The 15,124-nt window shown below is 69.7% G+C and carries 9 protein-coding genes; 3 read left to right on the forward strand and 6 right to left on the reverse strand.

All coding sequences use genetic code 11. The features are described from left to right. Positions 1–126: 126 nt before the first annotated feature. Complete coding sequence (locus tag AP234_RS25210) at positions 127–1,542, forward strand: dihydrolipoyl dehydrogenase family protein (RefSeq protein WP_055482226.1); 1,416 nt, start codon at positions 127–129, stop codon at positions 1,540–1,542. An 82-nt stretch (positions 1,543–1,624) separates the two neighbouring features. Here AP234_RS25210 and AP234_RS25215 read toward each other — a convergent pair whose 3' ends face one another. The 6 genes from AP234_RS25215 to AP234_RS25240 form a co-directional block, all read right to left on the reverse strand. Continuing rightward, on the reverse strand, positions 1,625–5,125 hold the full coding sequence (locus AP234_RS25215; protein WP_055482227.1) for a lectin: 3,501 nt from the start codon (positions 5,123–5,125) through the stop codon (positions 1,625–1,627). 78 nt (positions 5,126–5,203) lie between these two features. After that, positions 5,204–6,055 carry a sugar phosphate isomerase/epimerase family protein gene (locus AP234_RS25220; RefSeq protein WP_055482339.1) on the reverse strand — a complete coding sequence of 284 codons (852 nt, stop codon included), beginning with the start codon at positions 6,053–6,055 and terminating at the stop codon, positions 5,204–5,206. Further along, entirely contained in the window at positions 6,052–7,272 is a 1,221-nt protein-coding gene (locus AP234_RS25225; protein WP_055482228.1) for a substrate-binding domain-containing protein, read from the reverse strand. Before AP234_RS25225 ends, AP234_RS25220 begins: the two co-directional genes overlap by 4 nt. Positions 7,273–7,285: 13 nt before the next feature. Then, entirely contained in the window at positions 7,286–8,218 is a 933-nt protein-coding gene (locus tag AP234_RS25230; protein WP_055482229.1) for an ABC transporter permease, read from the reverse strand. Then, positions 8,215–9,219, reverse strand: a complete 1,005-nt coding sequence (locus AP234_RS25235; RefSeq protein WP_055482230.1) for an ABC transporter permease — start codon at positions 9,217–9,219, stop codon at positions 8,215–8,217. The genes AP234_RS25230 and AP234_RS25235 overlap by 4 nt, the downstream gene beginning before the upstream one ends. Further along, entirely contained in the window at positions 9,216–10,646 is a 1,431-nt protein-coding gene (locus AP234_RS25240; protein ID WP_083502440.1) for a sugar ABC transporter ATP-binding protein, read from the reverse strand. The genes AP234_RS25235 and AP234_RS25240 overlap by 4 nt, the downstream gene beginning before the upstream one ends. Before the next feature lie 1,089 nt (positions 10,647–11,735). On the opposite strand from AP234_RS25240, the gene AP234_RS25245 reads away from it, so the two are divergent. Next, positions 11,736–13,109 carry an endo-1,4-beta-xylanase gene (locus AP234_RS25245; protein WP_235558368.1) on the forward strand — a complete coding sequence of 458 codons (1,374 nt, stop codon included), beginning with the start codon at positions 11,736–11,738 and terminating at the stop codon, positions 13,107–13,109. Positions 13,110–13,332: 223 nt separating this feature from the next. Next, a complete protein-coding gene (locus tag AP234_RS25250; RefSeq protein ID WP_083502418.1) occupies positions 13,333–15,123 on the forward strand; it encodes a lectin in 1,791 nt (596 codons plus the stop codon). The last annotated feature ends 1 nt before the right edge of the window (position 15,124 follow it).

Here is a 15,124-nt window from a genome sequence, read left to right on the forward strand (position 1 = left end):
TTGGGGCCCGACGGCCCGGCGGCACTGGCAAGGGTCGGTCTCCCATTCATGCGGTGTGGCACGGTACGTGGATGAATCAGGGGAAGCAGGGCCGCATGATGGACGGACACCGAGAGGAGACCGGCGTTGGATGAGTTCGATGTCGTAGTGCTGGGTGCCGGACCTACAGGGGAGAACCTGGCGGAGCGGGCACGGGCCGGCGGGCTGACCGTCGCGGTGGTGGAGGTCGAACTGGTCGGCGGGGAATGCTCGTACTGGGCGTGCATGCCCAGCAAGGCGTTGCTGCGGCCGGCTACCGCGCTCGGGGACGCCCGGCGCGTGGCGGGAGCCCGCGAGGCCGTCACCGGTGCGCTGGATGTGGCGGCGGTGCTCGACCGCCGGGACGGTTTCGCCTCGCATTGGAACGACGAGGGCCAGGTCACCTGGTTGGAAGAGGCCGGGCTGGTGCTGGTGCGTGGGCACGGGCGGCTGGAAGGGGAAAGGCGCGTCGCCGTGGAGACCGCCGACGGCGGACGGCGGGTGCTGACGGCCCGCCATGCCGTCGCGGTGTGCACGGGGACGCGTGCCGCGCTGCCCGGCATCCCGGACCTGGCCGAGGCACACCCGTGGACCAGCCGTGAGGCGACCGGGTCCGGATTCGTGCCGTCACGGCTCGCCGTCGTCGGCGGCGGAGTCGTGGCTTGCGAGATGGCCACCGCCTGGGGGGCGCTGGGCAGTGAAGTGGTGATGCTGGTGCGCGGATCACGGCTGCTGGCGAGGATGGAGCCCTTCGCGGGGGAGCTGGTGGCCGAGAGCCTGCTGACGGGCGGCGTGGACGTGCGGTTCGGTGTCTCGGTCGTCAAGGCCGGCCGCGACGACCAGGTGACGCTCACGCTGGCCGGCGGCGAGACGGTGACGGCGGACGAGGTGCTGTTCGCCACCGGCCGGGTGCCGGCCACCGCCGACCTGGGGCTGGAGACGGTGGGCCTCACCCCGGGCGAGCCCATCGAGGTGGACGCCACCGGACGGGCGGTCGGCGTTTCCGGCGGCTGGCTCTACGCGGCCGGGGACGTCAACGGCCGCGCGCTGCTGACCCATCAGGGCAAGTACCAGGGGCGGATCTTCGGCCAGGTGATCGCCGATCGCGCCGCCGGGCGAGAACTGGACACCGCCGCGTGGGGCCGCAACGTGGCCACGGCGGACGAGCGGGCGGTGCCACAGGTCGTCTTCACCGACCCCGAGGTCGCTTCCGTCGGTCTCACCCTGGACGAGGCGACCCGGCGCGGGCACCGGGTGCGGGCGGTCGACTACGACCTGGGCGGCGTGGCCGGAGCCTCCCTGTTCGCCGACGATTACCGGGGGCGGGCCCGGGCCGTGGTGGACCTTGATCGTGAAACGCTGCTCGGTGTCACGTTCGTCGGTCCGGGTGTGGCCGAGTTGCTCCACTCGGCGACTATCGCGGTCACGGCCGAGGTCCCGATCGCCCGTCTGTGGCATGCCGTACCCGCCTATCCGACCATCAGCGAGATCTGGCTGCGGCTGCTGGAGACCTATCGCGGTTGACCTGACTCCGCTCGCCCCCGGTCGGACCCAACCGGTCCGCCGGGGGGCGGACCGGTTCCAAGGTTCTGGTGTCGTGCCGGGGTCAGACGCGGGTCCACTTCTGGTTGGTGCCGCCGTGGCAGGTCCAGATGTGGACCTTGGTGCCGTTGGCGGTGCCGGCGCCGTCGACGTCCAGGCACTTGTTGGCCCCGACTGCGGTGATGGTGCCGTCGGCGTTGAGGCGCCACTTCTGGTTGTTCTGCCCGTTGCAGTCCCAGATGATTACAGCGGTGCCGTCGGCCGTGCCGGCGCCGTTCACGTCCAGGCACTTGCCGCCGTACACACGCAGTTCACCGGCGCCGGTGGAGGTCCACCGCTGGTTGGCGCCGCCGTTGCAGTCCCAGATCTGCACCTGCGCACCGTTCGACTGCGACACCCCGGTCACGTCCAGGCACCGTCCCGACCCCACGCCCCGCAGCGCGCTCGTACTCCCCGAGGGTGTCGGGGTGGGTGAGGGGGAACCACCCCCCTGCCCGACGCCCGCGCCGCCGAAGGTGAACGAGTCGAGGTCGAACGCGTTCGCCGACGGCGCCTTGAACACGACATAGACGTCGCGGGTGCCACCGGGGTCGGTGACGGCCACCGCGGGCAGGGACACGTAGTTGTTCCATCCCCCGGTCGCCGGCACGGAACTGGAGGCGATCAGCGCCCCGGTCGGCGAGTCGGCGCGCAGCTCGATGGAGCCTCCTGTGTTGGACGGCGCCGAGACGCGGAAGGACACCGTGTCGATCCCGGACAGGTTGATCGGCGTGAAGGAGATCCAGTCGTTGTTGGAGATGTCGCCGATGCGCCTGCCACCCTCGGCTCCCGCTTCTTCGACGACCCGGATCCCGGACGAGCCGGTGAAGTGCTCGGCCTGCTTGTGCTTGGGCTGCAGCATGACGCCGGCCGTGCCCTTCAGGCCGCCACCGTCGGTGTAGTCGGCGGACAGGACGTAGTAGACGTTGGAGGCCTCGTCGTGGCCGGACGCCGTGGTCGTGACCGTCCCGGAGCAACCGGTGTACTGACCGGTGTCGTGGGCGTGCTGGTCATGACCGAGCGCGGTGATCACGTTGACCTTGCCGCAGTCGACGGCGCCGTCCTCGGGGTCGGTGACGTTCACCGTGTAGGCCACCTGATCACCGAAGCCGATGAACCCGCCGTCGGGCGGCGCCGCGAAGGCGACCTTGGGACGGGTGTTGCCGACGATGATGGGCAACGTGACACTGCCGGTCTTCCCGCCGGAGTCCCGTACGGTCAGTGTGGCGGTGTAGTTGCCGTCGGCGGTGTAGGTGTGGGACGGGTTGGCGCTGGTGGAGGTCCCGCCGTCGCCGAATTTCCAGCTGTAGGTGATCGCGTCGCCGTCCGGGTCGGACGAGCCGGCCGAGGAGAACGCCACCGTCAGCGGCGCTGTGCCCGAGTCGGGGGCGGCGCTCGCCTTGGCGACGGGAGCGCGGTTCCCGGCCACATAGTCGATCCGGTAGATGGCGTCATCGGTGTTCGCGTGGCCGAAGCCGTTGCCCCAGTCGGCCATGTACAGAGCGCCGTCGGGGCCGAACTTCATGTCGATCGGCGCGTGCGGGGTGAGCTGTGCGGCGAATGCGTTGATCTTCAGGAGATTGCCGGAGGAGTCCAGGCGGAACTCCTTGACGAAGTTGCGGCTCCATTCGTACATGAACGGCGTGCCGTCGAAATACTCGGGGAACTTGCGTTCCGAGGTGCTGTTCGCGTCGTAGCTGTAGAACGGGCCGCCCATGGGGGCAGCGCCGCCGCAGCAGTTGATCTCGGGGAACTCGGCCGAGGCGTGGTAGTCGTACCAGACCGTCGCGGGCTTGGCCGCGGGCAGGTTGGTCAGCCCGGTGTTGTTCGGCGAGTCGTTGACCGGCGCCGAGCAGTTGAACTTCGGCCCCGAGGTGTTGGTGGCGAAGTTGAAGTCGTTGAACGGGGTGTTGTCGCCGGTGCAGTACGGCCAGCCGTAGAAGCCCGGCTGCTTGATCAGGTTCCACTCGACCGTGCCCTCGGGACCACGGTTGGGGTTGGTGCTGCCCGCGTCAGGGCCGTAGTCCCCCAACGAGATCCACCCGGTGACCTTGTCGACCGAGAAGCGGAACGGGTTGCGGAAGCCCATGGCGTAGATCTCCGGCCGCGTCTTGGCGGTTCCCGGCGCGAACAGGTTGCCGGACGGAATCGTGTAGGTGCCGTCGGGCTCGGGGTGGATGCGCAGGATCTTGCCGCGCAGGTCGTTGGTGTTGGCCGAGGACCGCTGGGCGTCGTAGTGCTCCCGGCCCGACCGCTCGTCGATCGGGGCGTACCCGCTGGAGGCGTTGGGGTTGGTGTCGTCACCCGGGCCGATGTACAGGTTGCCGCCCGGCCCGAACGCGAGGTAGCCCCCGGTGTGGCCCGGCTCGTCGACGTTGCGGTACGCCGGAACCTCGATGATCTTCTTTTCGCTGCCCATGTCGAGGCTGGTGCCGTTGAAGGTGAACCTGGACACCCGGTTCACCTCGCCGCCGTTGGACGGCGAGTAGTTGAGGTAGATCCAGCCGTTGGTGGAGAAGTTCGGGTCGAGCGCCAGCCCGATTCCGCCGTCCTCACCGCCGTCGTACACCGACAGCGTGCCGATGACGCGCGTGCCCCCGCCGTCCGCGGGGATCATGTTCACCTTGCCGGAGCGCGAGATGTAGAAGACCCTGCCGTCGGCGGCCACGTCCAGCTCCATCGGCTGGTCGGGCGCGCCGTCGAGGGTCACCTTCTGGAACCGGGCCGCGACCGTGCCGCCGCAGTCACCCGGCGCCGCGCCGGCAGCCCACTTCACCGCGCCCAGCAGGTGCTGTTTGAACAGCGGCTCCGAATAGGAGGACGACTGGTGGCCCATCGCGGTGGCCCACACCCGGCCGCCCTCCGGGTTGTGACACCAGGAGATCGGGTGGTCGGCGCCCATCTTGTACGAGCCCGCGTCATAGGTGGTCTCGTCGGCTGTCACCAGCACGTGCACCGAGCCGCGCATGTTCTTGTCGAAGTTGTACCACTCCTCGGTACGCGTCCACCGATCCGGCAGACCCTGCGTGGAGGGGTGGACCTTGTCGGCCACCTTGGCGGTGCCCTGCACGATCGAGGAGTGCTGGGTCATGTGCGCGCCGGCCAGCACGACCTGGTCCCACCAGGGGAACTGCGACTCGATGTTCATGTCGGTGGCGTTGTGGATCGCCACGACGCCGTGGCCGCTGCGCACATAGGCCTGCATGGCCTGACGCTGGGCGTCGTTGTCCCACACCATGCCCGAGGTCTGGAGCATGATCACCGCGTCGTAGGTGTCGAGGGTCGACGAGGTGAAGACGGCGGAGTTCTCGCTCTGGTCGAGCTGGAAGTCGTTGTCGGCCGCCATCTGCTGGAACATCGAGATACCGGCGGGGATGGAGTCGTGCCGGTAGGCGCCGTTCGCGGTCTTGGTGAACAGCAGCACCTTGAACTGCGGCTCGGCCGCGTGCGCCGCCGGCGGCGCCGCGGACAGCAGCAGCCCCAGCAGGGCTGCGGCCAGGGCGGGGAGTAATCGTGATCTTCGCATGAAGGATCTCCTGAGGTTACCGGTGACGGTTGGACTTGCGGGAGTGCGAAGGCATGGGTGGTCGGGGGAAGGGGTCGGTCAGGTCGTCGAGGTGTGGAGGTTCGCGAGGGTGCGGAGGAAGGCGAGGCCTTCGGTGGCGAGGGCGTCCTGGCTCGAGGCCAGGGGACGCCAGATGGACGCCGCGGTGGCGATGGTCGCGTTGCCGGCGGTGAAGGACTCGATGACGAGCGGCCCGCGGTAGCCCACGTCGTGCACGGCGGCGGCGAAGCCCGGCCAGTCGAAGTGGTCGCCGCCGGGGGCGCCGCGGTCGGTCCCGCACACCTGAAGGTGCGCGATCCTGTCCCCGGCCAGCCGGACGGCCCGGAGGGGATCCTTCTCCTCGATGTTCATGTGGTAGGTGTCGAGGGCGAGTCCGCACTCCTCCGGAAGGGCTTCGAGCGCCTGCTCGACGGTGTTGATGACGCTGGTCTCGTACCGGTTGAGCGGTTCGACGCCGATCCGGACCCCGCGTTCGGCGGCGTAGGCGACCACCGGTCGCAGGTTCTCCCTCAGCTCGGCGTAGAGCGTGCGCCGCTCGTCGGGGCTCATCCGCCAGGCCCGGCCGACGGAGGCGTAGGCGGGCCCGCTGACCGCGGGCGCACCCACGGTCACCGCCACGTCCACGCAGTGCCGCAGGTAGTCCTGGGTCTCCCGGACGCCCTGCGGCGATGCGGCGACCAGCTCACGTCCCGGCGGCATCGTGAGCACGACCGACGCGCCGAGCCCGAGCCCGGCCAGGAGGGCCGCAGCCCTGCCCGGATCCCAGTCGCCGGGGTGCTCGACCGGCAGCTCCACGACGTCGAATCCCCATTCCGCGATCCTCGGCGCGAGGGCGGCCAGGGAGTCGTCGGTGAGCGGGGAGACCCAGACCCACGTGTTGACGCCGATCACGACGTGCCGCCCCACTTCTCCGGGTAGCCGGGCAGGTCCTCGCAGCCGCACAGGGCGTAGTGCAGCGGCGGCATGCCGGGCTTGAGGTAGGTGGCGAGGTTCTCCTGGGTGATCGCCGGCTGCGGCAGGTTCCAGATCTTCGGCACCTGTTCCCCCTTGAGGATCTTGAGCGCCGCGATGACGGGGGTGCGCCACTGGTACGTCGGATAGGTCGGGGCGATCGCGGTCAGCTTCGCGTCGCTCCACTTCTGCAGGAAGTCCTGCTGGTCCTCGCCGTTGATCGGCGGTACGGGCAGGCCCGCGTCCTCGAACGCCTCGACGGCGGCGACCGCGGTGGCGCCCGAGTCCATCCAGACTCCGTCGATCTTGCCGTAGCGCTGGATGTAGTCTCCGACGATGCTCTTGGTCTTCGCGGCGTCGCCGTCGGTGAACTCCACGCCGACGACATCGAGGTCGCTGCTGTCGAACGCGACCTTCGCCGCCGACCACCGGGTCTCCAGCACGTCGACCCCGGGCAGGATGCGCAGCGCCAGGATCTTCCCGCCGGACGGCACCTTGTCGACGAGGAATTCGGCCGCCTCGGCGCCGAAGGCGTATCCGCCGACCGGCTTGATGAAGGTGACCGGGCAGTCGGTCTCGACCCCCCGGTCGAACACGATGACGGGGACCTTGGGGCAGGCCCCGGACACCGCGGGAGTCAGCGTGGCCGTGGTGTTGGGCGAGACGATCAGCACGTCGCAGCCCTTGCCCTGCAGCTCCGCGATGTCGGAGATCTGCTTGTCGTCCTTGCCCTCGGCGTCCAGGGCGGTGAAGCGCTCGATCTCCTTGTGCAGGGCGACCTCCGCCTGCATGGTCTTCCAGCCGACCTGCCGCCAGGGGTTGTCGATCGCGGCGTTGGAGAAGCACAGGTGGTACGGCGCCGCCTTCTTGTACGCGGCGGTGTCGACGAGCCGCGGGTCGATGCTCTGCTCCCACGGCTTGTCCGCCGGGCCGGTGGGCTCCGCCCGGCGCATCGCCATCTGAGCGTCGTAGTCGGCCTGCACGAAGAACTTCGACTGCGCTCCGGTGCCCCTGTCCCCCGGCCCGGCGGACTCGGCCGGCCCGGAGGACCCTGCCGGCGCGGCGGAGGGCGCAGGTTCGTCGGTGGTGCACGCGGCCGTCGTCGTCAGCACGGCCAGTGCCGCCACGGCGAGGAACCGCCGCGAATATGAACGCATCGTCTTCCTTCCATCACGAGGCGGCCGCGGTTCTCCTGCGCGGGAAGCGCACGGCTCCCAGCGCCACCGCGGCGATGATGATCACACCCTGTACGGCCGGCTCCAGCGCCCCCGAGATGCCGTACAGGTTGAGGAGGGTGAACAGGGCCTCCAGGGTGAAGGCGCCCGCCATGGCGGCGACCACTGAGCCGCGGCCGCCGCCGAGGACCACTCCGCCGAGCACAACGGCGGTGATGGCCTGGAACTCCAGACCGTTGCCGGCCTGTGCGGACACCCCTGCGAAGCCACCGAGCAGGATCGCGGCGACCGCCGCGGACAGCCCGGAGATCATGAACGCCACCGTCCGCACCCGCGCGACGCGGACACCGGACAGGGCCGCGGCCCGGTCGTTGTCGCCGACCGCGACCAGCGTGTGGCCGAAACCGGCGCGCATCGCGCAGACGGCGGCGGCCACGACCGCGACGAGGATCAGGACCGACCAGGGAATCGGGCCCAGGCTCCCCCGGCCCAGCTCGCGGAACTCCGGGGACAGGGCGCCCCGGGGCGCGCCGCCCGTCCAGAGGAAGACAGCCCCGGACAGGATCAGCAGCATGCCGAGCGTCGTGATGAACGACGGGACGCGGAAGACGGTGGTGACGATCCCGTTGACCAGCCCGACGAGCAGGCCGAGGACGAGCAGCAGGGCCAGGACGGGCCAGGTCGCCTCAGCGGAGCCGTCGATGAGCCGGGCGGCGATCACCACCTCGGCGGTGACGAGGGAGCCGACCGACAGGTCGAACTCGCCGGACACGATGACGAAGTACTGCCCGGCCGCGAGGATCACCAGCGGCGCGGCACGTTTGACGAAGGCGAGGAAGGCGGGCGGCTCCAGGAAGTACGGGTTGACGACCGCGATCGCGATCAGCAGCCCGGCCAGCACCACGAAGATCGGCAGCGCGCGTCTCATGCGGTCCGCCTCCTGCGAGCGTAGATCGCCAGGGCCGCCACCAGGACCACTCCCCGCACCACGTCCTTGGCGAAGGAGTTGACCTCCATCTGGTTGAAGATGCTGTCGAGTACGGCCAGGAGCAGGACTCCGCCGACGGTCCCGGCGACCCCGCCGCGGCCTCCGGCCAGGGCGGTCCCGCCGAGCACGACCGCGGCGATCGACTCCAGGTCGTACCCGCCGTCGGTCCCGGCGGTCGGCGTGCCGGCTCCGAGCCGGGAGGCGAGCAGCAGCCCCGCGATCCCGGCGCAGACCGAGCAGAGCACGTGGACGGCGATCATGACCCGCTCGGTGCGAACTCCCGACAGCCGCGCGACCTCGGTGTTCCCGCCCACCGCGTAGATCCGGTATCCCAGCCGCGTCCGGCTGAGCAGGAGCCATGCGGACACCGCCACCGCGGCCCACAGCAGCGCCGACACCGCCAGCGGCCCGATGCGGTCGTACCCGAGATGCCGGAAGGACGCGGGCACGCTGCCGGCCGGCCCGTCGTACCGCGCGTCCAGCACACCTCTGATGATCAGCGCCGTCCCGAGCGTGGCGATGAAGGCGTGCACCTGGAGCCTGGTGACGATCAGCCCGTTCACCAGTCCGACCAACGCGCTCACCGCCAGCACCGCGGCGATCGCGGCGGGCACGTTCGCGCCGGCCCCCGCCATGATCTCGGCCGCGACCAGTGTGGTCAGGCTGATCAGGTAGGCCACCGAGAGGTCGAGGCCCCCGGCCAGGATCACCAGGGTCTGACCGATCGCGACGATGCCCAGTGCCGCCGATCGCTGCTGGATGCCGACGATGTTCTCCTGGCTCAGGAACCGCCCGCCGTCCAGCGTGAACAGCAGCCAGCCCAGCATGATGAGCAGAGCCAGCGCCAGGTAGACGGCACGCGCCGGCTGGTCGGCCGAAAGCCTCCGGAGGAACGAGCCTTCGGCGGCGGCGACGCGCCGGAGCTTCAGCTGCTGGGTCATGACGCGGCCGCCAGGCGCATCACGGACTCCTCGGTGGAGCCGGATGGCAGTTCTCCGGCGATGCCGCCATCACGCATGACCACGATGCGATCGCTCATGCCGATGAGCTCGGGGAGCTCGGAGGAGATCATCAGGACGGCCATGCCGTCCCGGGCGAGTTCACGCATCAGCTCGTGGATCGCGGCCTTGGCGTCGACGTCGACGCCGCGGGTGGGCTCGTCGAGCAGCAGGACGCGCGGCGCGACCGTCATCCATTTGGCCAGCACGACCTTCTGCTGGTTGCCACCGGACAGCAGCCGGATCTCCTGGGCGGGCCGGGGCGGGTTGAGCCGCACCCGCCGGAGCAGCCGCTCGATCGCGGGCGTTCCCGCGGATCTTCTTATGGCCCGCGCGACGAGCAGGGCGTTGTCGCGCACCCGCTGGTGCGGCAGGATTCCCTCGGCCTTGCGGTCCTCGGTCACCAGGCCGATCCCCGCTGCGATGCCCTCGCGCACCGAGCGGGGACGGCAGGGCGTCATCTCGCCGGTGGTGAAGGGCTCGGCGCCGAACAGCGCCTTGGCCAGCTCTGTCCGGCCCGAGCCCTGCAGCCCGGCCACTCCCACGATCTCCCCCGCGCGCAGGTCGAGATCGATACCGCGCAGCCTGGCGTTGCCGCCGCCGCGCACGCTCACCATCACCTCTCCCGGCGGATCCGCCGCGCGGGGAGGGTAGTAGGAGTCCAGCTCCCGGCCGACCATCAGGCGGATCAGGGTCGCGACGTCCAGGCTCGAGGCCTCCGCCGTGGCGACCCGGGCGCCGTCTTTCAGCACGGTGATCCGGTGGGCGAGATCGAAGATCTCGCGGAGCCGGTGGGAGACGTACAGGACCGCGATGCCGCGCTCGGTGAGCCGCCGCACCAGCGTGTAGAGCAGCCCCACCTCGTGGTCGGCCAGGGCGGCCGTCGGCTCGTCCATCACCACGATCCGGGCGTTCAGCGACAACGCCTTGGCGATCTCGACGACCTGCTGCTGCGCGACCGAGAGCCGCCGCACGAGATCGCGCGGCCCGAACGACTCCTCGCCGAGTGAACTCAGCAGCTCACCGGTCGCCGACTCCATCGCGGCCCGGTCGACCAGCCCCCGCCGGACGGGTTCCCGGCCGAGGAAGACGTTCTCGGCCACCGTCCGCTCGGGCAGCAGGGTGAGCTCCTGGTAGATGATCGCCACCCCGGCCCGCTGGGCCTCGATCGGGTGCCCGAACGCCACGCTCCTGCCGTCGATCTCGATCGTCCCCTCGTCCGGGGCGTGCACTCCGGCGAGGATCTTCATGAGCGTCGACTTGCCCGCGCCGTTCTCCCCCACCACCGCGTGGACCTCACCGGCGGCCGCCTCCAGGTCGACTCCGTCGAGGACCCGGACGCCGAGGAAGCTCTTGCCGATGCCGGTCATCTTCAGCACGCGGCCCACCCGGCGAAACGCAGGGCGGGGCCGGGACCGGCGGGCGGCGCCACGGCGGTGGCACCGGCCGGGACCGGCCTTCGCGCCGTACGAGGTGAGGAGTCGTGCACGTGTAGCTCCTAGTGGGGGGTGGGAGTCGTCGGCGGGACGCGGCGCTCTGCACTCGGCGCGCATGGACGCCGGGACCGACCGTGCAAATTGATCGAATCGATTCGCAAGGAAAATAGATCTACCCAACGAACCTGTCAAGCATGCTTATTCCGGTGAGCGGAGGGCGGCTTGCCGACACGCCGGACGAGCGCCCCGCCGTCTCCGGGAGTACGCGCAACGCCAGATGACGCCGATCCATCAGGTCGGCTCGCCTCTCTTCGCCCGGTGAAGGCCGACAGGACATCCGGCGGACACACACGCGATAAGTATGAGTCTTACAAGCGCGGATGTCATGAAAATGTCACATATGTCTTCGCCGGACGGTTGACCCCGTCGGGGCTGCCGGCGACGCCGACCGGCAAACGATGCCGGCCGTGGGCGCCACATGGATGGGGAGTGCATGCATTCTCGTTCTCCTTGTGCGGCCGCACAGGCGATGTTAGCGCTAACATCACACTCGATGAACCCAGCCTCCTCTCCCTCGACTGACGGAGGTGGTGGTGTACTGGAGACAACACGACATGACGAGAATCCGTCAAGCGTTCGGCCGGTTCGTCCGGTAGGGTCCGTCGTGGGCCCGGCCGCCCCCTGAAACGTTCATCTGCGGTGTGACCGGCCGGGCGGGTGACGGCGTGCAGAGCGACAGTGGATCGAAACGATTCGTTCGGTCCCTTGACAGGCGACACCCGAGGTTTCCACACTGAGCACTCAGGCGACCTCTACCTGCCGAGGTCGGTGGTGGGCGGCAGGGGGACGCCGAATGTGACGCGGTTCGACGATGGATCGGACCGTGATCTTGCGACTCTTCCCTCGTGATCCGTCTTTGGAGGCTCACGCATGGCCCGAAATCCTTTATCCACCACAAGATCCCGGCGACCGCTCCACGGCACTCGTCGGGCCCTGATCGCCGCGGCTCTCGGCACCCTGGGCATGGCGACGGCTCTGACGGCGGTCCCCACCGCCGCGGGGGCCGCAGAGGGCACCCTGGGCGCGGCGGCCGCGCAGAGTGGCCGCTACTACGGCGCCGCGATCGCGGCCGGCCATCTCGGTGATTCGGCGTATGTAGCGACGTGGGATCGGGAGTTCAACTCGGTCACCGCGGAAAACGAGATGAAGTGGGGTCCGATCGAGCCCAACCGCGGCTCCTTCAACTGGGGACCCGCCGACCAGATCGTCAACCACGCCGTGAGCAAGGGCATGAAGGTCCGCGGCCACACCCTGGTGTGGCACGCCCAGCTGCCCGGCTGGGTGAACAGCGGCATGTCCGCCAACGACCTGCGCTCGGCGATGACCAACCACATCAACCAGGTCATGAACCACTACAAGGGCAAGGTATTCGCCTGGGACGTGGTCAACGAGGCCTTCGCCGACGGCGGCGCGGTCGGCACGCTGCGCGACTCGATCTTCACCCAGAAGCTCGGCAACGGCTTCATCGAGGAGGCCTTCCGCGCCGCCCGAGCGGCCGACCCGAACGTCAAGCTCTGCTACAACGACTACAACATCGACGACGCCAACGCCAACAAGACCCGCGGCGTCTACAACATGGTCAGGGACTTCAAGGCGCGCGGCGTGCCCATCGACTGTGTGGGCCTGCAGTCCCACTTCGGGAACCCTCCGTCCAACTACCAGCAGAACATCGCCCAGTTCGCCGCGCTCGGCGTCGACGTGCAGATCACCGAGCTCGACGTCGGCGGCTCCGGTTCGGCCCAGGCCGACGCCTACCGCCGCGTCACCCAGGCGTGCATGGCCGTGCCCCGCTGCACCGGCATCACCGTGTGGGGCGTCACCGACAAGTACTCCTGGCGCAGCGGCGACACCCCGCTGCTGTTCGACGGCAACTACAACAAGAAACCCGCCTACGACGCCGTACTCAACGTGCTCAACGGCGGCGGGACCTCCAGCCCTCCGCCCTCGGGAAGCACGAGCGCGCTGCGGGGCGTCGGGTCCGGCCGGTGCCTGGACGTCGACGGCGCCTCCCAGTCCAACGGCGCGCAGACGCTGATCTGGGACTGCCACGGCGGCGCCAACCAGCAGTGGACCTCAACCAGCGCCGGTGAGCTGCGCGTCTACGGCAACAAGTGCCTGGACGTCAACGGCGCCGGCACGGCCGACGGCACCAGCGTGATCATCTGGGACTGCAACGGCCAGAACAACCAGAAGTGGCGGTTCAACGCCGACGGCACCATCACCGCCGTGGGCGCGAACAAGTGCCTGGACGTCGCCGAGTACGGCACCGCCAACGGCTCCAAGGTCCACATCTGGAGCTGCCACGGCGGCACCAACCAGCAGTGGACCCGCGTCTGACGCCCTCCGGCCACCTGTAATCGCAAACCGTCGAGCCGGTCCGCGCCAACCCGCGCGAACCGGCTCGCGGCCCTTGAGCGACCTCCTGATCGGCGACGTCGTCTCCGTGCCGACGCACCGCACCGGTCTCGTATGGCCGGGGCGGCGGCGGCCGGGCGGCTCACCAGGAGACGGCCCGCCGATGGCCGTGCCGCTCCCCCGCCCCCCTGTCAAGGAGTTATGAGTGGATGCACAAGGTAAGAGGCGGCGCACAGGCCGCCGCAGGATCGCCGCTCTGTTCGCCGTCGGCGCACTCGTCGCGGGTTCCGTCCTGACGACGACGGCGCCGGCTCAGGCCGCGGACCAGTCCATCACCGTGAACTTCTCCGTCACCGACGGCTCCCCGACGTACCGGGCCTCCGGGTGGATCTACGGCATGACGGAGGACGCCGCCAACCCCCCGGACCATTTCTTCACGGACGTGCGGTTCCGCTACATGCGGGCGGGCGGCGCGCAGCTGGACGGCCCGGGCGGCTGGGTGTCGGGCAAGTACGACCGCCGGTGGAACGCCACCCGCGCGCAGTTGCTGCGCACCCGGTCACTGGGCGGTGAGTTCGTCCTGCTCGTGCACGACCTGTGGGGCGCGGACGGCTACCCGATCTCGCGCTTCCCCGGCGACAACGGCAACTGGGCCGACTACGACAGCTTCCTCACCCGGCTGCTCGACGACGTGCGGGCCACCGGCGCCCCCGTCCAGTGGGACCTGTGGAACGAGCCCAACATCACCCTGTTCTGGAACCGTCCCATCTCCCAGTACTTCGAGATGTGGAAGCGCGCCTACCAGCGCATCCGCGCCGCGTTCCCGTCCCACCTGATCGTCGGCCCCAGCTGCGCCTGCGTGCCGTCCACCGGCGGCTTCTGGACCCAGTACCTCGACTACGTCAAGGCCAACAACGTCGTCCCCGACATCGTCAGCTGGCACTCCCTGCCCGGCGACCCGGTCGCCAATGTCGCCACAGCGAACACCACCCTCGACTCCCGCGGCATCCCGCACCCGCGCCCGTACCAGATCAACGAGTACGGCGCGTCCAACGAGCAGAACCCCGGTGACGGAGCCTGGTACATAGCCCGGCTGGAGCGGGCCGGAGCGGACGGCCTGCGGGCCAACTGGGCCGGCGGCGGCAACCTGCACAACGACCTGGCCAACCTGCTCGTCCGCGACTCCGCCGGGCAGTACCAGCCCAAGGGCGAGTGGTGGGTCTACCGCTTCTACGGCTCGCAGACCGGGCAGATCGCCTCGGTCACGCCGAGCTCCGCCTATGACGCGTTCGCGACCAAGGCCAGCGGGGAGGCGAAGGTCCTGGTCGGCGGAGGCAGCACGACCGGCAACATCGCGGTCGCCCTGCAGCGGCTGGACACCACCAGCGGCCTTGTGCAGAACAACCAGGTCCGGGTGGTGGCCGAGCGCATCCCGTACAACGGCGGAGGAGCGGTCGCCGGTCCCGTGACCGTGTCGAACACGGTGGTGACGTTGTCGAACAACGGCACGACGGTGAACCTGCCGCACACCAACGTCGATGAGACCTTCACCATCACGCTGCTGCCCCCCGACACTCCGGGGCCGTCGCCGACCCCCACGCCCTCGGGGAGCACGAGCGCGCTGCGGGGCGTCGGGTCCGGCCGGTGCCTGGACGTCGACGGAGCCTCCCAGACCAACGGCGCGCAGACGCTGATCTGGGACTGCCACGGCGGCGTCAACCAGCAGTGGACCTCCACCAGCGCCGGTGAACTGCGCGTCTACGGCAACAAGTGCCTCGACGTCAACGGCGCCGGCACGGCCGACGGCTCCAGCGTGATCATCTGGGACTGCAACGGCCAGAACAACCAGAAGTGGCGCCTCAACTCCGACGGCACCATCACCGCCGTGGGCGCCAACAAGTGCCTGGACGTGTCCGGGTACGGCACCGCCAACGGCTCCAAGGTGCACATCTGGACCTGCCACGGCGGCACCAACCAGCAGTGGACCCGGACCTGAC

Source organism: Sphaerimonospora mesophila (assembly GCF_001417795.1).
In the GTDB taxonomy this organism is placed as follows: Bacteria; Actinomycetota; Actinomycetes; order Streptosporangiales; family Streptosporangiaceae; genus Sphaerimonospora; species Sphaerimonospora mesophila.